We start from the raw sequence: 26668 nt of genomic DNA, 5'->3' as shown, positions 1-26668 counted from the left end.
ATCAATTGTTATTAATTTATTGGTGTTTGAATTTCATCTAATTTTAAATTTAAATGCACACGGTAATACTGATTGTCCTGCGTTATATCTAATTCGTGGGCGTTTGGATAAAGCAAATCCAGACGATTTTTTATATTAGCCAATCCGATTCCTGAATTTTCAGGATCTTTTGTATAATCTTCAATAGTATTTTCTATCCAAAAATCAAGACTGTTTTCATGTATGAAAATTTTAATTTTTACGTGAGCCGCACCTTTATAATCGGTTCCGTATTTAAATGCATTTTCAACAAACGAAATCAGTAACAAAGGTTCTATAAATTTGTTTCGGGTATCACCATGAACGTTTATAACAATGTCTTCAATATCGTTGAGCCTTAGTTTTTGTAGCTCAATGTAATTCTGGATATAATTAATTTCTTTTTCTAAAGCCACCGTTTTATTGTCAGTTTCATACAGCATATAGCGCATTAATTCAGACAATGTTACGATGGCGTCAGGGACCAAATCAGATTTTTTGTGTGCCAGTGAATAAATACTGTTTAAAGAATTAAATAAAAAATGCGGATTTGTTTGCTTACGCAGATAAATTAATTCAGTATTTGTTCGATGTGTTTCGGCAATTAGCTTGTTTTGTTGATTGTTGTAAAATTCTGTTAGCGTTCTAATTATGGCACTTATAGTTAAAATTAATATATAAAATAACGAAGGACCAATTTTAAAAAACAAAGGCTGTCTTCTTGCCATTATAATACGCCTTTCCCCTCTCATAAAATCTGTTGGGCCTTCGGGCATTATTTTAGGAGGCAGCATGTTTGGTGGTCTCACATGATTGAATTCAGGGATGAAATAATTAATCCTGATTATCATAAAAAGAAGAATGAGTGCTAAAACAAAAGCAAAATAAAGCCAGTATTTTTTTTCTAAAAGCAATGCAGGTACCAAATAAAAATAGTTCAGATAAAACAAAACAATCCCTGTAAACCATTGTACATAAAAATCATTGTTGATTCTGAACGGGCTTTCGTAAAATTGAATTAATGAGGTCAAAATAAAGAAAGTCCATATAATACTATGGAACAAAATTTTGTTTGAGCTGGTATTTTTGATGGTATCTATATTCATTTAGAATTTTATTTTTAATAAAATTAAATCATTTTTTGTTACCGTCGGTGATAAGTCTTTATTGAGTTTTTCGATTACCAAATTGCCAACTTTTAAGGCATCTTTTTCTGTTCTAAAGCTTTTTGTTTGGTTTATTACAGGTATAATAGATTGTTTGATTAAAACTCTGTCCCTGGAGGCAATTGTATAACCCCAACCGGTTGTTGTTTTGAATGATCCGATTTTGAATGTGCTCTTTCCTGTACAGGCCGTAACTACCAAAGCCAGTAAAAGAAAGAACAAATTCTTCTGGATTTTATTCCAGAAGAATTGCTTTATTGTATTAATTGTCATCATCATTTTGCTCGTCTAAAGGCTTAAATTCCCAGGCATCATCAAAATAGGTTGAACCTATTCTTCCAAGCATATAAAAGCCACGATTATTTATGGCAAAACCAACAGCGTCTGTTCTGGTAACACCTTCCATTGGTGTTCTTTCAACCCATAAATCTGTAGATGGATTATACTCCCAAACGGTTTTAATACTTTCTCCACCTACAAGATATCCTAATCCATTCATGGCAAAACTTGAGGCATTTGCACGAACAAGCGCATAATCATCATTGAATGATTCATCATCATCATCGTCTTTATCGATATCACGTTTTCTTGTCCAGGTATCTGTAGAAGGATCAAATTCCCAAAAATCTTCCTGATAAGTTCCGTTGTTAATTCCGGTTCCTAAGTAAGCCTTGTCTCCAATTACAAAAACGGTAGCATTACGTCTTTTATTTCCGCTAAATCCGTTTACAAGTGTCCAGGTATTGGCCTGATCATTGTATTGATAAAAATCTTTAAGATAATTTCCATCATATCCGGTGCCAAAGTAAGCTTTTCCGCCAACCTGAAAACCTAACGCGCCATAGCGACCAGTTCCGGCAAAATCTGTTTTTTGAGTCCAGCTGTTACTTGTAGGATCGTATTGATAAAAATCTTTTAATTTGTTAGTTCCGTCATAACCAAGGCCAACATATCCTTTTTCATTTAACGCAAAACTTGAAGCAGAACTTCTTCCTACTCCTGTAAAATCAGCTTTTTGTTCCCAATAATCTCCATTAGAGTTGTAAGCCCATAAATCTTTCAAATAAACATCTCCGGTATAGCCTGTTGCAATATATGCATAATCTCCAATAACAAAACTAGTAGCACTAGATCTCGCAGGTCCGTCAAATGCTGATTTTTTGATCCAGTTTCCTATTAAATCATCATCGTCATCATCGTTGCTACAGCCTATAAAAAAGAGACTTGAAAACAGTGCAGCGAATAATATTCCTTTTTTAAAATTATTCATAGTGTATTAAATTTATTTATTGTTTGTATTTGATGCCAATGCCTAAAATATACCCGTTACCAGTATTAAAATCGTACACTTCGTGATTATCACGATCAATCAGCGTATACTTTTTATTAAAATTATACCCTCCTTTAAAGTTTAAAAACCAATTGCTGTCTACATTTCTTTCGTATTCAAAAGCTGAGGTCATTTGTGATAAACTCACTTTTGTTGCCTCTTTATTTAGATTGATTTGTGAATCTAAATTGTAAAAACTGCCATTAAAAGTGTTGGTGAAGTTGAACTTATTCCGGCTATTATTTGAATATGATATTTTAGAATCCGGAAACCCAATCAGCAAACTACTTCTGTCATTCAGTTGATAGTTTAAAGACAAAACAGGCATGAATTTAGGATATCCAAAAACCATTGTTCTGGCAGCACCAAAATTTAAATCTGTTTTAGAACCTAATTTTTGATGCACTTCGAAACTCCCTAAAATTGTTACATCAGACATATCTAAATTTTGCTGAAAATTGGCAGTTGGTGTAATGGTAAAATTCAATACTGTTGTTTTTGAAATATTCTGCGAAAATTCAAATTGGTTTTGCAATTGATTAAAACGATCCGGATTTTCAAATGATCCGGAACTTCCTAATTGATAATTGATATTCAAATGAGAATATTCTAATGTATTTGTTACTTTACTTTTGGCATTTATTCCTTTATTGATTTTAAAGCTAATATTGGTCTCGTTAAAATTAATTTTATCGGTAGGCTCTGTTTTTAAATTCATATCTACAGATAATTTTTCCTGTGCTTTCATATTATAAAATGAAATTGTAAAAAGCGAACATATTAAAAACAGTATTTTCATTGCTTATTTATTGGTTCAAAAGTATGTTCCTAATGTTTTTAAAAAAAAGAAGATATATGTATGGCATGTTTTGATAGACAAAAGAGCCCTTTTGATGGCTGAATGAACAATTTGGTGCTATAATGCTATTGTAGATGTTTTAATGCTATTTATAGTGTAAAAATGGCGGGCTGTATATGTTATAGTGTAGTGCAGAAGAGTGCATTTTATATTTGTTCAAAAATTTATTATGCACAAGTTTATATTGATGTTGTTTTTCGCTGTCACTATACTTTCATGCGGTACAGATACAGATGCCGGCGAGTTTGTTGTAGGATCAGATTATTTAGCTTTAAATAATAAGGTTGTTTTGATTGATACTGTAACAGTAGATATGTCAACTATAAATTTTGATTCTCTCGTTACGTCTAATCAACAACGAATTTTAATTGGTAATTATGACGATCCTATTTTCGGAAAAATAAAATCAAATAGTTATTTCCAGGTTACACCTAATACTTATAGTTTGAATACTGGTGGTTCAGATACAGAAACAGTAAACTATGTTTTTGATTCTATAGTAATGACATTGAAATATGATAATTACTATTATGGCGATACGACAAAAGTGCAAACTTTTGATATTCATCGTCTGACCCAGAAAGTTAAGCCTAATGTCGATGATAAAAGTTTTTACAATAATTCTTCCTTGACTTATAATGATGAAAGTATTGGATCAATTTCATATAAACCAAGGCCAATCGAAAAGGATTCTATCACAATTAAAATGAGCGATACTTTTGGATCCTCACTTTTTCAAAAAATGAAAAAAAGAGAAGTGACGGACTTTGATAGTTTTACTGAATACTTAAAGGGACTTGTAGTGGTACCTTCCACTTCTAATTCTTCGAGTGTTATCGGTTTTAATGCGGCAACAAGTGTTATACGCTTGTATTATTCAAAATCTCCAAAAGATATCGATGAAGAGCCTTATGAAGTCGAGTTTACAATTTCCGATGTGACAAAACAATTTAATTCTATTTCTTCAGATAAAACAGGAACCTTACTCCAGAATTTACCCGCCTCGAATAGTAAACTGTCAAGTTCACTCACAAATCGACAGGGTTTTATTCAATCTGGTACAGGAGTAGCCTGCAGAATTGATTTTCCAAATATCAAGCAACTCAAATATATAGCAGAGAAAGGTGCTATTGTTGACGCACAATTGCTTTTAAAACCGGTTAATAATTCGTATTCGGAACAATATCCATTGGCAGATTCTCTAAAAATTTATGTGGCAGACAATTTAAATAGAATGAGTGGCTCTTTAGTAAATTCTGCAGGAGCCTCTGTCTATGGTATTTTAAATAAAAAGACCGATGAGTTTAATGAGAATGTTGGATACACGATTCCTATTGGATGGTTTCTACAAAAGGAAATGTGGAAACAGTCTGATTCCAGATCTTCTTTGATTATAACATTACCTGTTATTTCGAAAGCGGTAAACAGAATTGTTCTCGGAGATCAAAAACATCCAAACAATAAAATTCAGTTGAAAATTTATTACATCTCTTATTAAATGAAAAATAAAATAGTTTATTTAAGTTACTTCATATTGATGTCGCTAACTTCATTTTCACAAAGCATTTCAAGTTCTCCTTATTCGCTGTATGGTGTAGGAAGTCTGTACGATTCTGATTTTGGTGTAATTCCATCCATCGGATCATCGGGAATTGCCTTGCCTTCCGCCACATTTATTAATAATCTGAATCCGTCGTCATTAGGTTATTTACCTCAAAATCATTTTATGTTTGATATTGGAGGAAAAGCTATCGCAACAACTTATCAGAGCGGTTCGAGGGCGGAGAATCGTAATAATTTTCAATTTTCACATATTGCTTTTGCTTTTCCTGTCACAAAGAATTCGGGCTTTAGTGTGGCTTTGAGGCCTTATTCAAGTGCAACATTTAAAATTTCTAATTTGAAATTACCAATCGAAAATAGTCAGGAATATTATTATATGACTGCCGCTGGTTCTGGCGGATTAAATAATTTTGATTTCTCATACGGATATCGATTTGGAAAGAAAATATCAGTTGGAGTTTCTGCTGCCTTATTATTTGGGAACACAGTTGATGACCGAAGTTTTTTAATATTAAATTCAATTACAACCATTCATAAAAAAACAGATTATAATGGTTTGCGTGCGACTTTGGGAGCGCAATATAAAATTGATTCAACTTTAACAATTGGTTCAACGTTTAAAATGCCAACCCAAATAAAAGCTTCTAAAGTACAGACGGTTCAAACTATTGCTGATGAGGTTGTGACTAGTATAGAATCAGATGTTGTTTCAGATACAGATGATTATTATATGCCTTTGGAAATTGGAGTGGGGATTAGCAAACGTTTTAAAAATAATTTGAACATGACTTTAGATTATGAAAAAAGTTTATGGAATGATTCCAATCAATCTGAATTATATGGAGATTTCGTGAATCAGGATCGATTTGCACTTGGATTTACTTATAGGGCTAAAAAAAATATTCGGAAATATTGGGATAGCGTTCAATATTCGGCTGGGGCAAATTTTGATACCGGTTATCTTGAAGTTGACGGCAAGCGCGTCAATAACGCAGCTATCTCTATTGGTCTTTCGCTGCCAATAGAAAACACTTTTTCGGCTTTAAATATTTCCTATTCCTATGGACAAAAAGGAAGAATTTCAGATAATCTGATAAAAGAAAACTACCATAAAATATCCCTTAATTTATCACTCGATGGAATTTGGTTCCTTAAACGAAAAATAGAATAGGGGAGCTAAAAATCCTTTTGTATTACCGGATATTTATAATTTAATATGGACTCTAAAACTGCGGGATTTGAATTGACATAAAATTCAGGCTCGCTTTTTTGGTTGTCTGTAAAACCAACTTTTTCACGCAGAATATTTTGCGTTTGACGAGCTACGGCTTCCCCCGAATCAATAATCTGAATGTGATCAGGCAGGATTTTTTTTATTTGCGGAATCAAATAAGGATAATGACTACATCCTAAAACGAGATAATCAATATTGGCATCAATCATCGGTTGTAAATAAGACTCTAGTAATTGTGTCATTTCTGGCGAGTTCAGGTTTCCATCTTCAATAAGCTGAACAAGTCCGTGACCAACCTGCTCAACAATAGTAGTGTGCTGAAACATTTCGGCAGTCTTATTAAACAGTTCACTATTCAATGTTCCTTTAGTAGCTAAAATTCCAATTACTTGTGTTTTAGAATTATTAGCAGCCGGCTTTATAGCGGGTTCGATTCCTATAAACGGGATATCATAAGTAGTACGAAGTTCTCGAATTGCATTTGTTGTAGCGGTATTACAAGCTACAACGATTAATTTGCAGCCCATTCCGAGTAACAAATCAACATTCTTTTTGCTTAAGGCAACAATTTCTTCTTTAGTTCTTTGACCATAAGGAGCATTTTTGCTATCCGCTAAATATATCGTTTTTTCGTTTGGAAGTAGATCATGAATGGCGCTCCAAATGGAAGTTCCTCCAATACCGGAATCAAAAACGCCTATAGGATTGTTGTTCGTCATACTACAAATTTAGTATTTTTTGAAATAGATTTATACTGTTAGTAAACTGAAATTATAGAATACTATTGTTTTTTAATCATAATTTAATATACAAAAAAACTGCCCAAACTTTTTAAAAATTTGAGCAGTCTTGATACTAAGAAATTCATTTTTTAGAATCCTAAATCTTTTTTTACATCAGCAGTAATGTTTGGACCATCAGCTAAGATTAAAGTAGATCCGTCTAATACGTATTGGTATCCTTTAGCTTTTCCAACTTTTTGGATAGAAGCTTTTACTTTTTCCATGATTGGTTTTACGATATCAGAATCTTTTTGTTGTAATTCTTTTTGAGCATTGTCTCTGTAAGAAGTAATTCTACCTTGCATATCCTGAACTTCTTTAGAACGTTCTCCGTTTACAGCTTCAGTTACAGTTGCAGCTTCAGCTTCGTACTTTTTGATTTTAGTTTGATATTCTTCAATCATTTTTTTGTATTCAGCATCATATGTAGCACTTAATTTTTGTAGTTGATTTTGAGCATCAAGCATTGCAGGCATTTTCGACATAATCTCGCTAACATCAACATGGGCTACCTTAGCCTGTGCATTCATTGTGTTACTTGCTCCTAAAATTAGTATGGCAGCAATTAGTAAAGTTTTGATTTGTTTCATCATTTTTAAAAATATTAATTAATTATTGGTCGTATTTGATTTTTGTGTTTCGGCTTCTTTTGCTTTTTTAGCCGCTTCTCTTTCTTCTATTATTTTCTTTCTTCTTTCTTCTAATTCTTTTTTACGTTGCTCGTAAAGTTTTTGTCTTTCTTCTGCCTTATTCACAGTTGGCTCAGCAGGTGGTGTTGTTTCATTTGCTGCAGCTGGTTTAGCAGTTGCATCTGTCTTACCAGTTTCAGTTGTTTTAGCGGCTTCAGTTGTTTTAGCAGATTCAGAAACCGTGCCATTTTTTTTGGCTTCTCTTTCTGCTAATATTGCTTTTCTTCTGTCGTCGTATTCTTTTTTCTTCGCTTCTTGTTCTAATCTTCTGTCTTCAATCAGCTTTTCTCTGGCTGTCTTTTTCTCGTCAAGTGCTTTTTGTCTGTCTGCCATTGCCGGATTTTCGTCAATTGCATTTTCTTTACTTTCTTTAGCTTCCTGATCTTTCAATTGTTTTTTAGTCAATTGCTCACGTTTATCAGTTCGGTTTAAAACACGAATAACCTGATCGCTAATATCAAATTTCTTATTACTGAAAAGCATTGTCAAATCTGATGATTTGTCGAAAATGAAATCATAATTTTTAGCTTCGGCAATATCCTGAACGGCAGTAAAAACCTGATCCTGGATTGGTTTTGCCAATGCTGCTTTTTGATGAATTAAATTTCCATTAGAACCAAATTGCTTTTGCTGATAATCCAGCATTTCATCTTCCAGAAATTTAATTTCTGTTTCTCTTTCATCAATAAGCTCTTTCGTTAATAAAGCTTTTTCAGCTTTAAGACCTTCTTTAAGCGTATTTATGTCTAATTTTTTGGCTTCTATTTCCTGTTTCCATTTTTGAGCTTTTAACTCTAATTGAGCTGTGGCTTCCTTATAATCAGAAACATTTTCCAAAATGTATTCCATGTCGATATAGCCAATTCGCGTCGTTCTTGTCTGAGCCTGACTTGTATTTGCTACAATCAGGGCTAAAAATATAAATAAAAATTGTTTTCTCATAACATTAGTTTATTTTCGAATTTCTAGCCAAATGTACTAAAAATTGGACTAAAATTGCTGACCAATTATAAAGTGCGTTTCCCAACCGTTTGCTTTATTAGTAACAGATCCAGGAAGAGCATCAAACCCATATCCTAAATCAATTCCTAACAATCCAAATGCCGGCATAAATACACGTAAACCAAAACCTGCTGAACGACTTAAGTCAAACGGGTTATAATCTTTAAACGTTGGATAGGATGAACCTGCTTCTAAAAACGTCAAGGCATAGATAGATGCTGATGATTTTAATGTAATTGGATAACGCAACTCCATCGAGAATTTGTTATAAATTGTTGCACCAATTTGTTCTCCTCTAGAGTTTACTGGAGTCAAAGAGTTATTTGGATAACCTCTCAACTGGATTGTTTCTCTACCGTCCATCGAGTAGTTTGCCATTCCGTCTCCACCTAAATAAAAACGTTCGAAAGGTACAACTCCTCTTGCCTGATCATAAGCTCCTAAGAAACCAAATTCTGTCAATGTTCTTAAAACTAATTTGCCATATACTTTAGTATACCAATCAGCTTTAAACTTAATTTTATAATATTCTAACCAATTGTATCTTTTCTGGTCAACTTTACCCTGATCCGTATCAGCACTTGCATAATCAGATCCAACACTATTATATAAAACTTGACCTGATGAGTTTGTACCAGCAGCTTTCATATAATCACCTTTGTTTAAAGGTTGTCCATCAGCACCAGAGGTATTTTCTCCGGTGTATTGCATTTTATATTCTTTTTGATTTGGCAGGTCTGCATAGTTAATACCATTAAACAATGAATATGGAGGTGTTACTTTTGCAGAAATACTAAACTCAGAACCATAAGTCGGGAAAATTGGATTTACCCCTTTGTTACTTCTTGAAAGTCCAATTGTATAGGCTAAGTTTCTTGACGCTCCGTTACCAAATGTAAATAAACCAGTATTGTAATTATTCAAATCATAATGTTGGTAACTTACCGATTGTGATAAAACAAAATAATCATCCGGTACAGTTAACCTTTTTGCTAAACCGACTTGTACAGTAAAAATATTAAAACTTTTGCTTTTGTCTACATCTCTTGTGATATAATTATTCAGGTATTGTGTACTATAAGAGATAGATGAACTGAATTGTACTGGTTTTTTTACCTCCAAACCATGGCTCAGAGAATGATAAACTGTAGGTTTGGAAATAAGTACTTCCTTGCAAACGAAGTGCTACTTTTTGACCATCTCCCATTGGCAGCGGTTTATATGCTTCCTTGTTGAATAGATTTCGTGCAGAAAAGTTATTGAACGAAAGTCCTAACGTTCCAATAAAACCACCTCCGCCGTAACCTCCCTGAAGTTCAACCTGACTAGATCCTTTTTCAACAACCTGGTATTCGATATCAACTGTTCCGGCTCCTGCATCAACATTTCTAAATTCAGGTTTGATCGCTTCAGGATCAAAGAATCCTAGCTGACCAATTTCACGAATAGTTCTAACCAATTGTTCTTTACTGTATTTTTCACCTGGTTTGGTTCTTAATTCGCGGTAAATAACATGGTCATTAGTTTTATCATTTCCTGTAACATATATTTTATTGAAGTATGCAATTGGCCCTTCAGTAACTCTGATTTCAAAATCAATTGTATCATTAACTGTTCTTACCTCTACAGAGTTAATTTTTGAGAATAAATAACCATTGTTTTGATATAGATTGGTAATATCTTCTGCGTCTGGTTTTGTATTATCGGCAATTCTTTTTTCTAATAAAACGCCGTTGTATACTTCACCTTTTTTAATCCCTAAATAACGGTTTAAAAGTTGGTCAGAGTAGACAGTATTTCCTAAGAATTTAATATTTCCAAAGTAGTATTTATTTCCTTCTTCCATATTAATCTTGATAGCCAGCATGTTTTTCTCCTTGTTATAAGTAACAGAGTCATAAATTATACGGGCATCACGATATCCTTTTTCCTTATAAGCGGCGATAACTTTTTCTAAGTCGGTTTTGTATTTTTCAGGAATAAATTTTGATGCTTTTAAAACACGCAAAATATTCTTTTGTTTCGTGTCCTTCATTGCAGATCTCAATTGGGTATCAGTAAGTTGTTTGTTTCCGATGAAATCAATACTGCTGATTTTTACCTTATCACCCTTGTCAATCCGAACGAGCATATTAACCTGATTTCCGGCTGTAGTATCGGGAGTATTTGTTATAGTAACTTTTGTATTATAGAAACCTTCTTTTTTGTATTTGTTTTCGATGTAATTTTTGGTCGTTGTAATTAAGTTTTCGTTGACAATTTTATTCTTTGTCAGGTTATTATCCTTAATTAATCCTTCTACTTTACTCTTTTTAATACCAACAAATTTAACTTCATTTAATTTAGGAAGTTCAACGATATCCAAGTCTAAATAGATACTGTCATTTTCAATTTTATTTACATAAAAAGAAATTTCATCGAATAGGCCAAGTTTACCTAATTTTTTAATAGCGCCACTGATTTCTTCACCAGGTACGGTTATTTCCTGTCCTTTTTGAAGACCGGAAAAAGTAACAACAGTTTGTTCATTGAAGCTTATTTTACCAACAACAGAAACTTTAGCAAGAATATATTTTTTTCCCTGATCAAAAGGAACTCTTTCTTGTGCTTTTATTTGTGAAAAACTACCCAAAAGAAGTAGGGTAAGTACTATTTGTATTCTTTTTTGTAACACTAAAAAATTATTTAATTTGTTCACTGGTTTTTCCAAATCTACGTTCTCTTTTTTGATAACTAATAATAGCCTCATATAAATCTTGATCTTTAAAGTCTGGCCACAAGACATTAGTAAAATATAATTCTGCATAGGCGATCTGCCATAGCAAAAAATTACTTATTCTATGTTCTCCACTTGTTCGTATTAATAAATCTACGTCAGGTAAATTTTGCGTGTAAAGATGCTCATTTATAATTGAATCGTCAATAGCGTCTAATGAAATTATATTATTTTTAACTTTATCACTGATGATTCTAACAGCATTTACCAATTCTTCACGTGATCCGTAGCTTAAGGCGAGAGTTAGAGTGAGACGCGTATTATTTTTTGTCTTATCGATAACGTCTAAAAGTTCCCTTTGAGCTGATTTTGGCAGCTTTTCGAGATTTCCAATAGCGTTAAGTTTTATATTGTTTTCTTGCAGCGTAACAAGTTCTTTTTTTAATGAATTAATCAATATTTTCATTAATGCTTCAACTTCTAGTTTAGGACGATTCCAGTTTTCTGTTGAAAAAGCATAAAGCGTTAAATACTCAATACCAAGTTTGGCGCAAGTAGTAATTGTTTTTTTTTACCGATTTGGTTCCATTTTCATGACCAAAGGCACGTAAAAAGCCTTGTTGTTTGGCCCAACGCCCATTTCCGTCCATGATAATGGCTAAATGTTTGGGTAAATTTGTTTGATCTATAGAGTCTAGTAAGTTCATTTTGTTATTCTGCGCAATAGCAAGGTTTTTGTCCAAAGGTATAGGTTAAAGTAATACCAGAGAAAACATACCAATCATTATTATTTAAATTTCCGAAACGCAACGATTTTAAATTATCATTGCCCGGATTACTTCCGTCCAAATCATCAGTAAAGGTATAACGGGCACCAACCTCTGCTCCAATAACAAAGTGAGGAGTGATGTTTGATTTTATACCTAACGTCATAGGGATAGCAATTGAACTTGAATTTTTATCTTTTCTGGTTTGCCCTCCGCTTATATACAATTCGTCATATAAAAAGTAACTTAATCCCGAATATATATAAGGAGTAACTTTTGGATGATAATCATGAAGATTAAAATCGAAGAAGTTAAATTCTAATCCGGCAGAAAACTCTTTTACAGTATTTTCAAAACTATAACCTCTGTTGCTTCTTCCTGTTTCTTCTGAATCTTTGTCGTTTCCTGCAATTGTAGATTGAGTGTAGGAGAAGCGATACGCATGGCGTGGGCTTTTGTTCCATTTATACAAAATACCAAAAGCTAGTTTTTCAGGAGCAATATAAGTTGTGTTTCCTACGTCGCCTACAAAGTTGCTTCCGCCTAGAAAAACACCTATCTCATTGATTTGAGCATTTAGTGTGATAAAGGGGAAAAAACATAACAATAAATTAAAAATTTTCTTCATTTAATTCAAAATTGCGTGCAAATATAATAATTATCGATACGAATCAACGTTCCTTTGGTTAAATGTGCTTTTTTTTCAATTTACGATATGATTTTGAGACATTTAATGATGATTCACTACATGCAGAACGAGAAAATGTGGTATTATCGTATAGTAGAGAATAAGAAAAAAGCCTAATTCCTTTTATCTTCTCCCCAAAGTAATTTATTTCTAAGGGTTTTTAAGAAAGTTTCGCCTGGAATTTCGACCATTTTTATTTTGTAATCTGTTTTTTTGATGGTTAAAACCGATTCGTTTTTTACAGATGAAATTCTTGAATCTAACGAAATTAAATACTGATCTTCTCTTCCGGAAACACGAAGCTTTATTTCGGTATCATCAGGTATTACTAAGGGTCTTGCTGTTAAGTTGTGTGGTGCAATTGGTGTAATTACTAAACTTGCAACATTAGGAGTTAATATCGGGCCGCCACAACTCAGAGAATATCCGGTAGAACCTGTTGGTGTTGAGATGATTAATCCGTCTGCCCAATAAGAATTTAAATACTCATTATTCAGGTAAGTTTCAACAGTAATCATCGAAGTTGTATCTTTTCGACTGACAGTTACTTCGTTCATGGCAAAATTCATTTCTGCAATTGCATCATTTTGAGGTTCACAAGTCAGACTCAATAATGTTCTTTCTGAGGTAGTGTATTTTTTATCTATTACAAATTGTAAAAAGCTGTCAATTTTTTCTTTTTGAACGGTAGCTAAAAAACCTAATCTTCCAGCGTTGATTCCTAAAATGGGTACTCCCGAATTACGAACTAAAGTTGCTGCTCTCAAAATTGTTCCGTCACCACCAATACTAATCAGCATTTCAAAACTGCTATCCAGAGACGTACTCGATGAAAAAGTTTCATATTCTTTTTTTATCAGCTCTTTTTCGTAAAGCATTTTCAGGAAAGTTTCTTCAATTACCATTTCTACATTATTGGAATTGAAAAACTGAAAAATATCTTTAATAATAGGTTCTGTACTGTTTTGGTAATACTGTCCGTATATGGCTACTTTCATTCTTTTTAATTAGATAATGTGTCAATTAGATAATGTGTCAATTAAAAATAGATCGCATGTCAGCTGTTAAAGAATTATCTAATTGACACATTATCTAATTTTCTAATTTATATGTTCAGGTATTTGTCTAAATAATCAGAGCGTTCTTTTAAACTATTGATATAAGCATCTTCCTGGTGTTCTGAAATGATTTCATAATTGTATCGTCTGAATGTCTGAATAATTTCATTCATTGGTCCAATACCAATTTTTAATGTTATCTGGACATTTTCTAAATCAGCTTCAGATATAAAACAGCCAAGGATTTTACCATTGTTGCTTTCTACGATTTGAGTAACCTGACCCATAGAATAATCTAAAAGTCCTTTTTGAATAATTATAATTCCGCCTTGTTCTTTTAAAAATGGAGTTTCCTGAAAAAATTTCATGATGTCTTCCATTTCATAATAGCCTATATAGGTATTATTTTCATCAATAACCGGAACTGTATTGGTGTGATTTTTCGCAAAAACTTCTAAAACATCTAGCCACATCATAGATTTTCTGGCAAAAAAACGTTCTAAAGTGTATTTGTAGTCAATCGCTTTTTTGTCAGTATCAAAAGTTTCAACATCATCAGAAGCAATACTTCCAATGAAAATACTGTTTTCCAAAACCGGAAAATGCGAAAAATTAACATCGGCAAAAAAGTTCTGAACCGAGGCTATCGTTTCCTGACTATCAATTGCTCGAAAATCGTTTGTGATATAGTTGGTAATTTCTGTCATAAATCAGTTGGAGATATTTGATGCAAAATAATCAAAAAATAGCAAAAACTGCTACGTTTTACTTTGTATTTTTGTCGTAACAAATATAGTGTTACTAGAATTAATTATCTATTTATATGACAAAGTTAAGTGTAAATATCAATAAAATTGCAACCTTACGTAATGCAAGAGGCGGAAATGTTCCTGATTTATTAAAAGTAGCCACCGATATTCAGAAATTTGGCGGACAGGGAATTACCATTCATCCGCGTCCGGACGAGCGTCACATACGTTATCAGGATGCCCGTGATTTAAAACCTATTGTTTATACCGAATATAATATTGAAGGAAATCCGCAGCATAATTTTATTGATTTGGTTTTAGAGTGTAAACCAACTCAGGTTACATTGGTTCCGGATGCAATTGGTGCAATTACCTCTTCGGCAGGTTGGGATACCATAAAAAATCAGGATTATTTGACGGAAGTTATACAGGAATTTCAACAAAACGGAATTAGAACTTCAATTTTTGTTGATCCGGTTTTGGAAATGATAGAAGGTGCAAAAAAAACTGGAACTGACAGAATTGAATTATATACAGAAGCTTTTGCGCATCAATATGATTTGGGGAATAAAAACGGAATTGATCCTTATGTAAAAGCTGCAGAATTAGCAAATGAATTAGGTTTAGGAATCAATGCCGGTCATGATTTAAGTTTGGATAACATTCAGTTTTTTAAACAAAATATTCCTGGTTTATTAGAAGTTTCAATTGGACACGCTTTGATTGCTGAAGCACTTTATCTTGGTTTGGATAATGTGGTGAATATGTATTTGAATAAACTGAAATAAGATTTTGTCTGGCTGTAAAATCTTTGTGGATCTTCGGAAGTAGCTATTACACAAAGTTGCACAAAGATTTCGTGGAGAATCTCAAAGAATAATGGATTTAAAACCAAAATATAAATGTTATACTCAAAAATAGAAGGCGAAGGAAAACCATTTATCATCATGCACGGTTTTCTCGGGATGTCTGATAACTGGAAAACACTTGCCGGACAATATGTTGAAGCCGGATTTCAGGTTCATATTTTAGATTTAAGAAATCATGGTCGCAGTTTTCATTCAGATGAATGGAGTTATGAAGCGATGGTTAAAGATGTATTTGAATATTGTCAGGCAAATCAATTAAATAAAATAGATATTTTAGGACATTCGATGGGTGGAAAAGTAGCAATGCTTTTTGCGACAACGCATTCTGAAATTGTAGATAAACTGGTTGTGGCAGATATTGGTCCGAGATTTTATAAACAACACCATCAGGATATTTTGGCAGGTTTAAATGCAGTTGACTTTTCTGTAAAACCAAGTCGAAATGATGTTGAAGCAATTGTGGCGCAATACGTTCCTGATTTTGGAACACGTCAGTTTCTGTTGAAGAATTTATATTGGAAAGAACCGGGACAATTGGCTTTTAGGTTCAATTTGGAAGTTTTCAATAATAATCTGGAAGCTATTGGAAAAGCTTTGGCAGATGATTTGATTTTTGATAAGCCAACCTTGTTTATTCGTGGAGGAGACTCAGGTTATATTTTAGATTCTGATTTTGACTCGATTCGTCAACATTTCCCAAATGTTACCTTCGAAACGATTCCAAATGCCGGACATTGGCTTCATGCCGAAAATCCTAAAATGTTTTTTGAATTGACAACTGAGTTTTTAAAAGAGTAGTTTTTTTGACAAAAATTTTATTACTTTTATTAAAACTTTTAAATCAAAAACTATGAAATTATTACTCAGACTTCTTGTCACCGCGGCTTTAGTTTTGCTAATTGCTAATTTTCTGCCAGGAGTTCATGTTGCCAGTTTTGCCACGGCTGTAATCGTTGCAGTAGTTCTGGGATTATTAAATCTATTTATAAAACCAATTTTGGTAATCTTAACATTGCCTGTAACATTCATTACTTTAGGATTGTTTTTATTGGTAATTAACGCTATTATTATTTTGCTGTGTACTAATATAGTAGGAGGTTTTGCAGTAGATACATTCTGGACAGCTTTGTTCTTTAGTGTCATCCTGTCTATTCTTCAGTCTATTACTTATAAAATATTAGGAGACGATAAATAAATTGAAATAATAGGAGCTTAAAAAACAGCTTCAAATACAATACATTAAAAACTTGGTTGGGTTGCAAAAATTTTATAATTTTGCAACCCAATTTTATTATGTAAATTAAAGAAGAAGATGGATATTAAAAGAGTAGCAATAGACGCTGTGAATGAAACGATTGTAATGACAGTTGTTCACATGGATTATAAAGGTCAAGTAGCAAAAAGAATAAACGAAAAAATGCCTTTGGCTACCGTTAAAGGTTTTAGAAAAGGACAAGTTCCTAAAGACCTTGTTGAAAAACAATACGGAAAAGCTATCAAACAGGAAGAAGTTAAGAAAGTAGTTGATTTGGCTTTAGAGCGTTTCATTCAATCTGAAAGATTAAATCTTTTAGGAACTCCTCTTGCTAAAGAAAACGAAAACTTTGATTGGGATGCTGAAGAACTAACTTTCGAATACGAAATTGGTTTGGTTCCTAACTTCGAAATTGATTTAGAAGCAAAAAATAATATTGTAAAATATATCGTTACGGCTGATGATAAATTAATCGACGGTCAGGTAGAACGTATCCAAAAACAATTCGGAAAAGCAATTCCACAAGAAGTGGTGTCTGCTGATTCTGATTTGACTGGAACTTTCTCAAACGAAGAAAAAGGGATCAACAATACAACTACAATTTCTGTATCTACATTCAACAAAAAAGCAGGTGATAAATTCATCGGTAAAAAAGTTGGTGATGTTGTAACTGTAAGTACAAAAGGTTTATTTGAAGATGATCACCAATTAATGGATTACTTAAAAGTAGCTCATGATGATGTTCACGGTTTAGATATCGAAGTAAACTTTACTATCGAAGCGATCAACGGAGCTGAATTGGCTGAATTAAACCAGGATTTATTTGACAAACTTTTTGGTGAAGGAAAAGTGGCTTCTTTAGAAGATTTAAAAGCTAAAATTAAAGAAGATGCTGAAGCGCAATTCGCACAGCAAGCTGACCAGAAATTATTATTAGACGTTCAGGATTTCCTGATCGAAAGCACAAAATTTGATTTGCCGGCTGAATTCCTTAAAAAATGGTTGCAAACTGTTGGAGAGAAAAAACTTTCTGCAGAAGAAGCTGAAGTTGAATACGCAAGATCTGAAAAAGGTTTACGTTTTCAATTAATCGAAGGAAAAGCAATGGCTCAAAGTAATATCCAAATTACATTTGAAGATTTGAAAGCTTTTACAACAAACGCTATCAGACAACAAATGGCTCAATTTGGTCAGACAAACCCAACTGACGAAGAAGTTCAGGCAATTGTTGCAAGAGTTTTATCTAACCAGGAAGAGGTAAAAAGATTATCTGAGCAAGTTGTTGCTGAAAAATTATTGGAAGTGTTCAAAGAAAAAGCAAATCCAACAACTAAAGAAGTAACTTACGAAGAATTTATCGCTGCGTCTTACGGAGAATAATTTCTGAAAAAACAAGTATATTTGAGCGTCAAGATATTTTTCTTGGCGCTCTTTTGTTTTAATTTATTTTTGATTACTTTTCAGGAGCTAATCCAGCTATCCGTTACAAGTTTTTTCATGGACACCTTTTTTTGTAAGGCAAAAAAAGAGCTTCCGCTGGTCGCTTTTTTTTACTAACAAAAAATAGTTGTCATTTCAAAAAGCTTTTCACTGCTATCTGGGCTAGAAATAAGACAAATTGACATCCTTTGTAAAGAGGTATAACCTTTGATGGAAGAATATACAGATATAACGTAAAACTTAGAACACTTTAAATATGAACTACGGTAAAGAATTCAAAAAATTTGCTACAAAGCACCAGGGAGTAAACGCAATGTACTACGATAAAATCGTAGCAGCAATGAACCCAACAAACATGACTCCATACATTATCGAAGAGCGTCAGTTGAATGTTTCTCAATTAGATGTTTTTTCAAGATTAATGATGGACAGGATTATCTTTTTAGGAACTGGTATCGACGATCAAATCGCTAATATCGTTCAGGCTCAGTTATTATTTTTAGAAAGTGCTGATGCATCAAAAGATATTCAAATTTATCTAAATTCTCCTGGAGGAAGTGTTTACGCAGGGTTAGGAATTTACGACACCATGCAATACATCAAACCAGACGTAGCGACAATTTGTACAGGTATGGCAGCTTCTATGGGAGCAGTATTATTATGTGCAGGAGCTGCAGGAAAACGTTCGGCTTTACCACATTCAAGAGTAATGATTCACCAGCCATCAGGAGGAGCACAAGGTGTTGCAACTGATATGGAAATCAACTTACGTGAAATGTTGAAATTGAAAGATGAATTATATCATATCATTTCTCAACATTCAGGACAAACTTTTGATAAAGTACACAAAGACAGTGAGCGTGATTACTGGATGAAAGCTGACGAAGCAAAAGAATACGGAATGATTGATGAAGTGTTGAGAAGAAGCTAAAATTTTTAAGGTTCAAAGTTGCAAAGGGACTAAGGTTCAACGGTTAACTTGAAACTTGAAACATTTTAACTTGAAATAAAAAAATAAGTTAATAGGTTGCTAAGTTTTTGAGGTTTTAGTGATAAATCTCAAAAACTTAGTAACTTTGCAACTTAGTAACTAAAAGAGAATGGCTAAAGTAGTATTAGAATGTTCGTTTTGTGGAAGAAAAAAGCCAGAAACTAATTTATTGATTGCTGGTATTAATGCGCATATCTGTGATAAGTGTATTGAACAGGCACACGGAATTGTATTAGAAGAATTAAAATCAAGCGGAAGCGCGAAATTGGTTGGGGACTTAATTTTAAAGAAACCAAAAGAAATCAGAGCTTTCTTAGATCAATATGTTATTGGTCAGGATCAGACTAAAAAAGTAATGTCAGTTGCGGTTTACAATCACTACAAACGTTTAATGCAACAGCAATTAGATGATGAAGTAGAGATTGAAAAAAGTAACATTATTATGGTGGGTCAAACCGGAACCGGAAAAACATTAGTAGCAAAAACTATTGCCAAAATGTTAGATGTTCCTTTGGCTATTGTTGATGCAACTGTATTAACAGAAGCTGGTTATGTAGGAGAAGATGTCGAAAGTATTTTGACACGTCTATTACAAGCTGCTGATTATGACGTAACCAAAGCCGAAAGAGGAATTGTATTTATTGATGAAATTGATAAAATTGCCCGTAAGAGCGATAACCCATCTATAACTCGTGACGTTTCTGGTGAAGGGGTTCAACAAGCTTTATTGAAATTATTAGAAGGAACTGTTGTTAACGTGCCGCCAAAAGGAGGACGTAAACACCCTGACCAAAAATTTGTTGAGGTAAATACTCAAAATATCTTGTTTATTGCCGGAGGTGCTTTTGATGGAGTTGAACGTATTATTTCAAAACGTTTGAACCGTCAGGCTGTTGGATATTCTACTTCTAAAAATGTAGATAATATTGACAAAGACAATTTATTGCAATATATTATTCCAAAAGACATTAAAGATTTTGGTTTGATTCCGGAAATAATTGGTCGTTTACCAGTATTAACACACATGGATCCTTTAGATAAAGAAACTTTGCGTGCGATCTTGACTCAACCTAAAAATGCATTGATAAAACAATATCAAAAATTATTTTTAATGGATGATGTTGAATTTACAATTACAGATGAAGCATTAGATTTTATTGTTGACAAAGCTCTTGAATACAAATTAGGTGCTCGTGGATTGCGTTCGTTATGTGAAGCAATTTTAACTGATGCTATGTACGAATTGCCAAGTTCAGATGATAAAGCTCTTGTTATCGATGAAGATTATGCAAAACATACTCTAAGTAAAAACTTATTGAAAAGAATGGAAATTGCTTCTTAATTAGCAATTGACTTTTATAATAGTTAAAACCTGTTCATTTATTTGGACAGGTTTTTTTTATATCATTTTGGATCTGTTTTTCGTTTCTATTTTTATGTAAATTGTAGGCATGAAAAAAATAATCTTTGGGTTAGTTTGTATTCTTCTGTTTTCTTGTAATAAGAGAAAAGATGTTCAGCAAACGAGTGTTTCGAAAACAAAATATAAGACGGAAAGCATTTCAAATGATAAACCTCGCAGCGAAATTAAAGACATTGATTACAGCCCATATTTTCAGGAAGCAAAACAATATTGCAAAAACAATAATTTGAATCAAAAGAAATTTATTCTGATCGATTTAGGATTGCATTCTGGTTTAAAAAGATTTTTTGTTTATGACTTCAAAAAGAATAAGATTTTAAACTCCTATATGGTAAGTCATGGTTGCGGTGATAACCAATGGGGAAGGACTTCTTCAAAAGAGGATGTGCCGGTAAGTAATGAATCCGATTCACATTGTTCTTCTGTTGGTAAATATATTATTTCAGATCGTGGTGTAAGTCAATGGGGAATTAAAGTGAATTATCTATTGCAGGGCAAAGAAAAAACAAATTCAAATGCTAAAAATCGTGCGATTGTTTTGCATTCCTGGGAAGCAATTCCAAACAATGAAGTTTATCCTGAAGGAACTCCTGAAGGCTGGGGTTGTCCGGCAGTTTCTAATGAAAGTATGTTGGAAATAGATGAAATTTTAAAACAGAATAAAAATGTTTTAATGTGGGTTATAAAGTCTTAACCTTTTTATATTGCAAGTAGCTTTAAAATTATGAAAACGAAATTTCTATTTTAGCCCTGATCGAAACGGTATCCTTTTGCTGTGGGGTTCACAGCAAAAGATATAGTGTAGAGCAGGACTGGACATTATTTTGAAAACTAAAATTGCTGCTTCTGAAAAAATTACTGAACTCTAAATTTTTCGCGATACTCAATCGGTTTCATTCCGACCATTTTATAAAATACTTTCCTAAAAGCTTTCGGGTCATTGTACCCTGTTTTTTCAATAATTTCTGAAATCGAAAGCTGGGTTTGTTCTAAATATTTCTTAGAACTCTCCACTCTAATATTCTGCAAATATTCAATTGGCGGAATCCCGGTAACTTGTTTAAATCTTCGTGTCATGTTTCTGGCACTTGTTGGAATATCTTTTGTGATTTCTTCCAGTTTTTCAATGCTGTGATATTGATTTTCAATTTTTTGTTGCAGCATTGCAACTAAAGTATCATTATGTAAATGATTTGGCCTGAAAGTGCTAAAATAACTTTGCTTGTATCTGTTTAAATCAATAGAAAATATTTTGGCAATCTGAACCGCAATTTCATTTCCACAATATTTCTGAACCAAAAGAATCAGTAAATGAAATGTTGAGGTTGATCCTCCACTAGTGTATAAACTTCCATCTGCCGTTAAGGTTTCTTCTTGTTTTAATTTTACTAACGGAAAAGCTTTTGTAAACGCACTGCAGGCGTCAACATGAGTTGTAGCTAATTTTTCGTTTAATAAACCCGATGCTGCAAACAAAAAAGCTCCTGTGCAAAAACTAGCCAATTCAGCTCCGGATTGATGCTGTTTTTGTAACCACGGAATAAATCTTTTGTTCTTCGAGATCATTTCGCTCATATCATCAGTTGTAAAAGCGGGAATCAAAATCAGTTCCAGATCTATATCCGAAGTTTCAATCGAATTAACCTCATAGCCAAATAAATGTTTTTGTTCGATCTGCTCTGTCGATTGAAATATCATAATTTCAAAAGGTCTTTCAGTTCCTTTTGCCAGTTTATTGGCGGTTTCAAAAACTTCCAAAATCGCAGCTATACTCAATAATTTATAATCATGCGGCACAATTAAAGCTATTTTCTTACTCATGGCTTTTCATTTAAGGTTTACACAAAAATAACTATTTTGTCTTAAATGACCCTAAAGTTGACTTTTAATGTATCAAAAAGCCTATCCTAATATTCTAAATTTGTGTCAGATAATTTGTAATTTTATAAATATGAAAACAAAAATTTTCTTAAATCTTCCTGTGAAAGATTTAAATAAGTCGATATCGTTTTTTAAGCAGTTAGGTTTTTCGTTTGACTCAAAATTCACAAATGAAAAAGGAACTTGCCTGATAATTGGTGAAAATATATTTGTAATGCTTTTGTTAGAAGAATTTTTTAAAACATTTACTCAAAAACAAATTTGCAATACAACGACAAGCACAGAAATGATTACCGCTATTTCTGTTGAAAGTAGGAGCAAGGTTGACGAAATTATTACAGCGGTTGTTACGGCTGGAGGTAAAGTACACAATGAAGCTAAAGATTATGGCTGGATGTATCAAAGAGATTTTTTTGATTTGGACGGACATCATTGGGAGTTTTTTTATATGGATGAAAGTCAGATTCCGACCGAAATGTAATTGATTTAAATTGATACGGAAACATTTGAACCAGAAACAAAGAATTCTGAAAAAATGCAAGAACAATTTTGTAGTGTCGTTATCCAAAATTTTAAAGAATATGCTAAAAACAATAAACACTAAACAGAAATATAATGATCACAGTACAAAACACAATCAACACATCAATAGACAAAGTATGGAATTTCTGGACATTGCCGGAGCATATTACAAAATGGAGTTTTGCTTCGCCGGACTGGCACACGCCTTTTGCAGAAAATGATTTGACAGAAGGCGGGAAATTCAAATCGACTATGGCGGCAAAAGATGGCAGTATGAGTTTTGATTTTGAAGGAGAATATATTTTGGTAAAACAAAATGAAGCCATTGAATATGTGATGGCTGACGGAAGAAAAGTTGAAATTACTTTCAAAGAAACACCAAACGGAGTTGAAGTAATTGAAAGTTTTGATCCTGAAACAGTAAATCCGGAAGAAATGCAACGCGGAGGCTGGCAGGCAATCCTGGATAATTTTAAAAGTTATGCTGAAAAGAATTAATTCTTTTTAGGTTCAAAGCAACATAGGTTCAAAGGTTTAAAAAAAACTTTGTGTCTTAGGGCTTTCGTGGTAAAAAAAATGTTAACGAAAAACAGTAAAAAAATGACAAAACAAATATGGCTGAATTTGCCGGTAAAAGAGGTGGCAAAATCAAAAGCTTTTTTTTCGAAAATAGGATTCTCTTTTAATGAAGAACATGACACGCCAAGCTCAACTTGCATGGTGGTTGGCGAAGGGAAATTTGTTGTAATGCTTTTTGAAGAGTCATTATTTGCCAGTTTTTCTCAAAACAAATTGACGGATACACAATCGAGTTCAGAGATTTTGATTTCAATTGATGCAGAAAGTAAGGAAGAAGTTGATGAATTAGCGAAAAAGGCATCAGAAGCAGGAGGAAATGTTTTTGCTTTGCCCGCTGAAAGCCAGGGCTGGATGTACGGCTGTGCTTTCGCCGATTTAGACGGTCATCGTTGGAATGCTTTATACATGGATTTTAGTAAATTATCATAGTTTATGGAAACAATTGAAACATTAGAATTTAAAATTAGAATTAAAGCTGCTGTAGAAAAAGTTTGGTCCGTTTTATGGGATGACGAAACGTATAAAAAATGGACAGGAGCTTTTTGCGAAGGATCTTATGCAGTAAGTGATTGGAATGAAGGTGATAAAATACATTTCATGTCTCCAAACGGAGAAGGAATGAATAGTATTATCGAAAAGAAAATTCCAAATGAATATATGGCTTTTAAGCATTTAGGAGAAATAAAAGATTTCAAGGAATTGCCTATCGACGACGAAACATTAAAGTGGAGTGGCGCTATGGAAACGTATCGATTAACATCAGACGACGAGTTTACAGATTTGGTTGCTCAGGTTGATGTAGTCGAAAAATATATCGATTATTTTAAAGAAGCTTTCCCGAAAGGATTGGAAACAGTAAAAGAGCTTTCTGAAAAATAGAAGAAAGAAAATAGAAGAAAGAAAATAGAAGAAAGAAAATAGAGGCAAGAGAATAGAAAATAGAACAAAGAATATAGATTAATAACAACAAACAAAAAAACAAAATATCATGGCAACATCAGTAAACCCTTATTTAATTTTTAACGGAAATTGCGAGGAAGCATTTCTGTTTTACAAATCAGTTTTTGGAGGAGAATTTCCGTACATCGGAAAATTTAAAGATATGCCGGCTGCCGAAAACGGAGGCTGCGCTGAATTTTCAGAAAAAGATGCCAACCGAATAATGCACGTTTCATTACCAATTGGAGGCAGTATTTTAATGGGAAGCGACAGTAGTGAACAATCCGGAGATGTGAAATTTGGAGGAAACTTTTCTGTTTCAGTTAATGTCGAAAGCAAGGAAGAAGCAGATAGAATTTTCAACGGACTTTCAGCAGGTGGAAATGTTTTCATGCCTATGGACAACACTTTTTGGGGAGCTTATTTCGGAATGTTTACCGATAAGTTTGGTGTCAATTGGATGGTGAATTTCGATGTGAATGAACCTAATAAGTAATAAAAAAGTTAGGTTATTTTAATACCGGGACATAATTGTTAAATTAATTCAAAAAGCACATGATTATGTACTTTTTGTTTATAAAAAAACAAACATTATTCTTTTTTATCAAGGATAGATTGCCGATTTTTGTCGCTTCAAAACAATAAGCATAAAATGGCAATAGAAGATAAAGAGATTATTTTATTAAAAGTTTCAGGACACGATAAAATAGGGGTTACAGCAGGTTTAACAGCTGTATTGGCGACATATGATGCTAATATTTTAGATATTGGTCAGGCCGATATTCATGACACGCTTTCTTTAGGGATCTTATTCGAGATTGAAGCCGGTTCTTCTTCTGCACCTGTTTTAAAAGACTTGTTGTTTAAAGCTTACGAATTAGAAATTAAAGTTAAGTTTATTCCAATTTCTATTGAAGATTATGAAGTATGGGTAAAATCACAATCGAAACAACGCTACATTATCAATATTTTAGGCGAAAAACTCGCAGCGTCTCAATTGGCTGCCGTGACTAAAATAATGTCAGACCAAAACCTAAATATCGATTCGATTATCCGATTGACAGGCAGAACTTCTGTCGTTGATCTTGAAGAATATCCGCGTTCTTGTATACAATTGTCTGTAACAGGCGAAATTGTAAATAAGATCCTGATGACAGCCAGTTTTATGGAGATTTCCAGAACTTTAAATGTCGATATTTCATTTCAGGAAGACAATATTTACAGAAGAAACAGACGTTTGGTTTGCTTCGATATGGATTCGACTTTAATTCAGACTGAAGTAATCGACGAATTGGCAGAACTAAATGGAGTAGGAGATCAGGTAAGAGCAATCACTGAATCAGCCATGAACGGCGAAATAGATTTCAACGAAAGTTTCAAACAGCGCATGGCGTTGTTGGAAGGTTTGAGTGAAGAAGTTTTACAAAAAGTAGCCGAAAATTTACCGATAACGCAAGGTGCACATCGTTTAATGAAAGCGTTAAAATATTACGGTTACAAAACCGCTATTTTGTCTGGAGGATTTACCTATTTTGGAGAATATCTGCAAAAAGAATTAGGTATCGATTACGTTCATGCCAACCAATTAGAAATTAAAGACGGTAAACTAACCGGAAAATATATAGGAGATATTGTCGATGGTTTAAAGAAAGCCGAACACTTAAAAGCCATTGCCGAAAAAGAAGGAATTCACATCAATCAAACGATCGCAGTTGGCGATGGCGCCAACGATTTACCAATGCTAAACTTAGCTGGCCTCGGAATCGCTTTTCACGCCAAACCCAAAGTAAAAGAAAGTGCTTCTACATCAATTTCAAGCCTTGGTCTTGATGGTGTTTTATACCTTTTAGGATATCACGATAGGTATATTGATATGATGTAATAATCAATTTCACAGTATTTTTGTCATTTCGACGGAAGAGACTCGAGCGATAGCGACAGGCGAAGCAAATCCTCGCAAGTAGCTCGACAATCAAAATAAAAAACAAAACCTTAATTCATGTTCTGAATTAAGGTTTTTTTATGGGCATGTCCCGCCGAAAAAGGCGGGTCGGGCTATCCGTTCCGCACGAGCGATAGCGAACTGACGAAGTAATCTTTTTGTCCGCCGCGGCGGACAAAAAGGATTTCCACTGCTATCCCTCATGC

The 26668-nt window shown here is 33.3% G+C and carries 26 protein-coding genes and 2 pseudogenes; 15 read left to right on the top strand and 13 right to left on the bottom strand.

What is annotated here, in order from left to right; genetic code table 11:
* Nucleotides 1-11: 11 nt before the first annotated feature.
* From IHE43_RS22575 to IHE43_RS22560, 4 genes are read right to left on the bottom strand one after another with little or no spacing between them, the layout of a single operon-like run.
* Entirely contained in the window at nucleotides 12-1124 is a 1113-nt protein-coding gene (locus tag IHE43_RS22575; RefSeq protein WP_192185973.1) for a sensor histidine kinase, read from the bottom strand.
* Nucleotides 1125-1460 carry a DUF4907 domain-containing protein gene (locus tag IHE43_RS22570; protein ID WP_225585260.1) on the bottom strand — a complete coding sequence of 112 codons (336 nt, stop codon included), beginning with the start codon at nucleotides 1458-1460 and terminating at the stop codon, nucleotides 1125-1127.
* Nucleotides 1447-2454 carry a kelch repeat-containing protein gene (locus IHE43_RS22565; protein ID WP_192185972.1) on the bottom strand — a complete coding sequence of 336 codons (1008 nt, stop codon included), beginning with the start codon at nucleotides 2452-2454 and terminating at the stop codon, nucleotides 1447-1449. Before IHE43_RS22565 ends, IHE43_RS22570 begins: the two co-directional genes overlap by 14 nt.
* Before the next feature lie 16 nt (nucleotides 2455-2470).
* On the bottom strand, nucleotides 2471-3313 hold the full coding sequence (locus tag IHE43_RS22560; protein WP_192185971.1) for a DUF6268 family outer membrane beta-barrel protein: 843 nt from the start codon (nucleotides 3311-3313) through the stop codon (nucleotides 2471-2473).
* Nucleotides 3314-3542: 229 nt separating this feature from the next.
* Here IHE43_RS22560 and IHE43_RS22555 point away from each other — a divergent pair, with 229 nt between their 5' ends.
* Entirely contained in the window at nucleotides 3543-4871 is a 1329-nt protein-coding gene (locus IHE43_RS22555) for a DUF4270 family protein (protein WP_192185970.1), read from the top strand.
* Nucleotides 4872-6107 carry an aromatic hydrocarbon degradation protein gene (locus tag IHE43_RS22550; protein WP_192185969.1) on the top strand — a complete coding sequence of 412 codons (1236 nt, stop codon included), beginning with the start codon at nucleotides 4872-4874 and terminating at the stop codon, nucleotides 6105-6107.
* A 5-nt stretch (nucleotides 6108-6112) separates the two neighbouring features.
* On the opposite strand, the gene murI is transcribed toward IHE43_RS22550, so the two are convergent.
* From murI to IHE43_RS22510, 8 genes and pseudogenes are all read right to left on the bottom strand, one after another.
* Complete coding sequence (gene murI, locus IHE43_RS22545) at nucleotides 6113-6889, bottom strand: glutamate racemase (protein ID WP_192185968.1); 777 nt, start codon at nucleotides 6887-6889, stop codon at nucleotides 6113-6115.
* Between the two features lie 152 nt (nucleotides 6890-7041).
* Entirely contained in the window at nucleotides 7042-7545 is a 504-nt protein-coding gene (locus IHE43_RS22540) for an OmpH family outer membrane protein (RefSeq protein ID WP_225585258.1), read from the bottom strand.
* Between the two features lie 15 nt (nucleotides 7546-7560).
* On the bottom strand, nucleotides 7561-8583 hold the full coding sequence (locus IHE43_RS22535) for an OmpH family outer membrane protein (RefSeq protein ID WP_192185967.1): 1023 nt from the start codon (nucleotides 8581-8583) through the stop codon (nucleotides 7561-7563).
* Between the two features lie 48 nt (nucleotides 8584-8631).
* Nucleotides 8632-11392 (bottom strand): annotated as a pseudogene (locus IHE43_RS22530) (outer membrane protein assembly factor).
* Nucleotides 11325-12066 (bottom strand): annotated as a pseudogene (locus tag IHE43_RS22525) (isoprenyl transferase). Before IHE43_RS22525 ends, IHE43_RS22530 begins: the two co-directional pseudogenes overlap by 68 nt.
* Before the next feature lie 4 nt (nucleotides 12067-12070).
* Nucleotides 12071-12754 (bottom strand): DUF6089 family protein, encoded by a 684-nt coding sequence (locus IHE43_RS22520; protein WP_192185966.1) that lies wholly within the window; start codon nucleotides 12752-12754, stop codon nucleotides 12071-12073.
* 173 nt (nucleotides 12755-12927) lie between these two features.
* Nucleotides 12928-13812, bottom strand: a complete 885-nt coding sequence (locus IHE43_RS22515; RefSeq protein ID WP_192185965.1) for an NAD kinase — start codon at nucleotides 13810-13812, stop codon at nucleotides 12928-12930.
* A 107-nt stretch (nucleotides 13813-13919) separates the two neighbouring features.
* Nucleotides 13920-14579, bottom strand: a complete 660-nt coding sequence (locus IHE43_RS22510) for a CBS domain-containing protein (protein ID WP_192185964.1) — start codon at nucleotides 14577-14579, stop codon at nucleotides 13920-13922.
* Between the two features lie 116 nt (nucleotides 14580-14695).
* Between IHE43_RS22510 and IHE43_RS22505 the strand changes: the two genes are divergently transcribed.
* From IHE43_RS22505 to IHE43_RS22475, 7 genes are all read left to right on the top strand, one after another.
* Nucleotides 14696-15409, top strand: coding sequence for a pyridoxine 5'-phosphate synthase (locus IHE43_RS22505; protein WP_192185963.1), 714 nt, complete (start codon nucleotides 14696-14698; stop codon nucleotides 15407-15409).
* Nucleotides 15410-15523: 114 nt separating this feature from the next.
* Nucleotides 15524-16288, top strand: a complete 765-nt coding sequence (locus IHE43_RS22500; protein WP_192185962.1) for an alpha/beta fold hydrolase — start codon at nucleotides 15524-15526, stop codon at nucleotides 16286-16288.
* Nucleotides 16289-16340: 52 nt separating this feature from the next.
* Complete coding sequence (locus IHE43_RS22495; protein ID WP_192185961.1) at nucleotides 16341-16685, top strand: phage holin family protein; 345 nt, start codon at nucleotides 16341-16343, stop codon at nucleotides 16683-16685.
* A gap of 117 nt (nucleotides 16686-16802) precedes the next feature.
* Nucleotides 16803-18125 carry a trigger factor gene (locus IHE43_RS22490; RefSeq protein ID WP_192185960.1) on the top strand — a complete coding sequence of 441 codons (1323 nt, stop codon included), beginning with the start codon at nucleotides 16803-16805 and terminating at the stop codon, nucleotides 18123-18125.
* Nucleotides 18126-18441: 316 nt separating this feature from the next.
* Complete coding sequence (clpP, locus tag IHE43_RS22485; RefSeq protein WP_026985566.1) at nucleotides 18442-19116, top strand: ATP-dependent Clp endopeptidase proteolytic subunit ClpP; 675 nt, start codon at nucleotides 18442-18444, stop codon at nucleotides 19114-19116.
* 169 nt (nucleotides 19117-19285) lie between these two features.
* Complete coding sequence (gene clpX, locus IHE43_RS22480) at nucleotides 19286-20518, top strand: ATP-dependent Clp protease ATP-binding subunit ClpX (RefSeq protein ID WP_192185959.1); 1233 nt, start codon at nucleotides 19286-19288, stop codon at nucleotides 20516-20518.
* Between the two features lie 109 nt (nucleotides 20519-20627).
* On the top strand, nucleotides 20628-21293 hold the full coding sequence (locus IHE43_RS22475) for a murein L,D-transpeptidase catalytic domain-containing protein (protein WP_192185958.1): 666 nt from the start codon (nucleotides 20628-20630) through the stop codon (nucleotides 21291-21293).
* Nucleotides 21294-21454: 161 nt separating this feature from the next.
* On the opposite strand, the gene IHE43_RS22470 is transcribed toward IHE43_RS22475, so the two are convergent.
* Nucleotides 21455-22420, bottom strand: coding sequence for a GlxA family transcriptional regulator (locus IHE43_RS22470; RefSeq protein ID WP_192185957.1), 966 nt, complete (start codon nucleotides 22418-22420; stop codon nucleotides 21455-21457).
* A 130-nt stretch (nucleotides 22421-22550) separates the two neighbouring features.
* Between IHE43_RS22470 and IHE43_RS22465 the strand changes: the two genes are divergently transcribed.
* The 6 genes from IHE43_RS22465 to serB all read left to right on the top strand — a co-directional run bounded on the left by IHE43_RS22465 (nucleotide 22551) and on the right by serB (nucleotide 26402).
* Nucleotides 22551-22961: a VOC family protein gene (locus IHE43_RS22465; RefSeq protein WP_192185956.1), complete on the top strand. Its 411-nt coding sequence runs from the start codon at nucleotides 22551-22553 to the stop codon at nucleotides 22959-22961.
* Nucleotides 22962-23095: 134 nt separating this feature from the next.
* Nucleotides 23096-23500 carry an SRPBCC family protein gene (locus tag IHE43_RS22460; RefSeq protein ID WP_192185955.1) on the top strand — a complete coding sequence of 135 codons (405 nt, stop codon included), beginning with the start codon at nucleotides 23096-23098 and terminating at the stop codon, nucleotides 23498-23500.
* 102 nt (nucleotides 23501-23602) lie between these two features.
* A complete protein-coding gene (locus IHE43_RS22455; RefSeq protein WP_192185954.1) occupies nucleotides 23603-24010 on the top strand; it encodes a VOC family protein in 408 nt (135 codons plus the stop codon).
* 3 nt (nucleotides 24011-24013) lie between these two features.
* A complete protein-coding gene (locus tag IHE43_RS22450) occupies nucleotides 24014-24460 on the top strand; it encodes an SRPBCC domain-containing protein (RefSeq protein ID WP_225585256.1) in 447 nt (148 codons plus the stop codon).
* 109 nt (nucleotides 24461-24569) lie between these two features.
* Nucleotides 24570-25016 carry a VOC family protein gene (locus IHE43_RS22445; protein ID WP_192185953.1) on the top strand — a complete coding sequence of 149 codons (447 nt, stop codon included), beginning with the start codon at nucleotides 24570-24572 and terminating at the stop codon, nucleotides 25014-25016.
* Nucleotides 25017-25172: 156 nt separating this feature from the next.
* Entirely contained in the window at nucleotides 25173-26402 is a 1230-nt protein-coding gene (serB, locus tag IHE43_RS22440; RefSeq protein ID WP_056188153.1) for a phosphoserine phosphatase SerB, read from the top strand.
* Nucleotides 26403-26668 lie beyond the last annotated feature (266 nt).

The sequence above is a fragment of the Flavobacterium sp. MDT1-60 genome, from assembly GCF_014844035.1.
In the GTDB taxonomy this organism is placed as follows: Bacteria; Bacteroidota; Bacteroidia; order Flavobacteriales; family Flavobacteriaceae; genus Flavobacterium.
Note: the sequence above shows the minus strand (reverse complement) of the source record. Positions and strands in the feature narration are given on the sequence as shown.

Excerpts from the sequence above, each read along its gene's own strand:
- serB (WP_056188153.1), top strand. The coding sequence starts at position 25,173 with ATGGCAATAGAAGATAAAGAGATTATTTTATTAAAAGTTTCAGGACAC.
- IHE43_RS22575 (WP_192185973.1), bottom strand. The coding sequence starts at position 1,124 with ATGAATATAGATACCATCAAAAATACCAGCTCAAACAAAATTTTGTTC.
- IHE43_RS22450 (WP_225585256.1), top strand. The coding sequence starts at position 24,014 with ATGGAAACAATTGAAACATTAGAATTTAAAATTAGAATTAAAGCTGCT.
- IHE43_RS22540 (WP_225585258.1), bottom strand. The coding sequence starts at position 7,545 with ATGATGAAACAAATCAAAACTTTACTAATTGCTGCCATACTAATTTTA.
- IHE43_RS22510 (WP_192185964.1), bottom strand. The coding sequence starts at position 14,579 with ATGACAGAAATTACCAACTATATCACAAACGATTTTCGAGCAATTGAT.
- IHE43_RS22445 (WP_192185953.1), top strand. The coding sequence starts at position 24,570 with ATGGCAACATCAGTAAACCCTTATTTAATTTTTAACGGAAATTGCGAG.
- IHE43_RS22460 (WP_192185955.1), top strand. The coding sequence starts at position 23,096 with ATGATCACAGTACAAAACACAATCAACACATCAATAGACAAAGTATGG.
- clpX (WP_192185959.1), top strand. The coding sequence starts at position 19,286 with ATGGCTAAAGTAGTATTAGAATGTTCGTTTTGTGGAAGAAAAAAGCCA.
- IHE43_RS22555 (WP_192185970.1), top strand. The coding sequence starts at position 3,543 with ATGCACAAGTTTATATTGATGTTGTTTTTCGCTGTCACTATACTTTCA.
- IHE43_RS22455 (WP_192185954.1), top strand. The coding sequence starts at position 23,603 with ATGACAAAACAAATATGGCTGAATTTGCCGGTAAAAGAGGTGGCAAAA.
- clpP (WP_026985566.1), top strand. The coding sequence starts at position 18,442 with ATGAACTACGGTAAAGAATTCAAAAAATTTGCTACAAAGCACCAGGGA.
- IHE43_RS22500 (WP_192185962.1), top strand. The coding sequence starts at position 15,524 with ATGTTATACTCAAAAATAGAAGGCGAAGGAAAACCATTTATCATCATG.
- IHE43_RS22505 (WP_192185963.1), top strand. The coding sequence starts at position 14,696 with ATGACAAAGTTAAGTGTAAATATCAATAAAATTGCAACCTTACGTAAT.
- IHE43_RS22570 (WP_225585260.1), bottom strand. The coding sequence starts at position 1,460 with ATGATGACAATTAATACAATAAAGCAATTCTTCTGGAATAAAATCCAG.
- murI (WP_192185968.1), bottom strand. The coding sequence starts at position 6,889 with ATGACGAACAACAATCCTATAGGCGTTTTTGATTCCGGTATTGGAGGA.
- IHE43_RS22550 (WP_192185969.1), top strand. The coding sequence starts at position 4,872 with ATGAAAAATAAAATAGTTTATTTAAGTTACTTCATATTGATGTCGCTA.
- IHE43_RS22495 (WP_192185961.1), top strand. The coding sequence starts at position 16,341 with ATGAAATTATTACTCAGACTTCTTGTCACCGCGGCTTTAGTTTTGCTA.
- IHE43_RS22565 (WP_192185972.1), bottom strand. The coding sequence starts at position 2,454 with ATGAATAATTTTAAAAAAGGAATATTATTCGCTGCACTGTTTTCAAGT.
- IHE43_RS22465 (WP_192185956.1), top strand. The coding sequence starts at position 22,551 with ATGAAAACAAAAATTTTCTTAAATCTTCCTGTGAAAGATTTAAATAAG.
- IHE43_RS22560 (WP_192185971.1), bottom strand. The coding sequence starts at position 3,313 with ATGAAAATACTGTTTTTAATATGTTCGCTTTTTACAATTTCATTTTAT.
- IHE43_RS22515 (WP_192185965.1), bottom strand. The coding sequence starts at position 13,812 with ATGAAAGTAGCCATATACGGACAGTATTACCAAAACAGTACAGAACCT.
- IHE43_RS22475 (WP_192185958.1), top strand. The coding sequence starts at position 20,628 with ATGAAAAAAATAATCTTTGGGTTAGTTTGTATTCTTCTGTTTTCTTGT.
- IHE43_RS22535 (WP_192185967.1), bottom strand. The coding sequence starts at position 8,583 with ATGAGAAAACAATTTTTATTTATATTTTTAGCCCTGATTGTAGCAAAT.
- IHE43_RS22470 (WP_192185957.1), bottom strand. The coding sequence starts at position 22,420 with ATGAGTAAGAAAATAGCTTTAATTGTGCCGCATGATTATAAATTATTG.
- IHE43_RS22520 (WP_192185966.1), bottom strand. The coding sequence starts at position 12,754 with ATGAAGAAAATTTTTAATTTATTGTTATGTTTTTTCCCCTTTATCACA.
- IHE43_RS22490 (WP_192185960.1), top strand. The coding sequence starts at position 16,803 with ATGGATATTAAAAGAGTAGCAATAGACGCTGTGAATGAAACGATTGTA.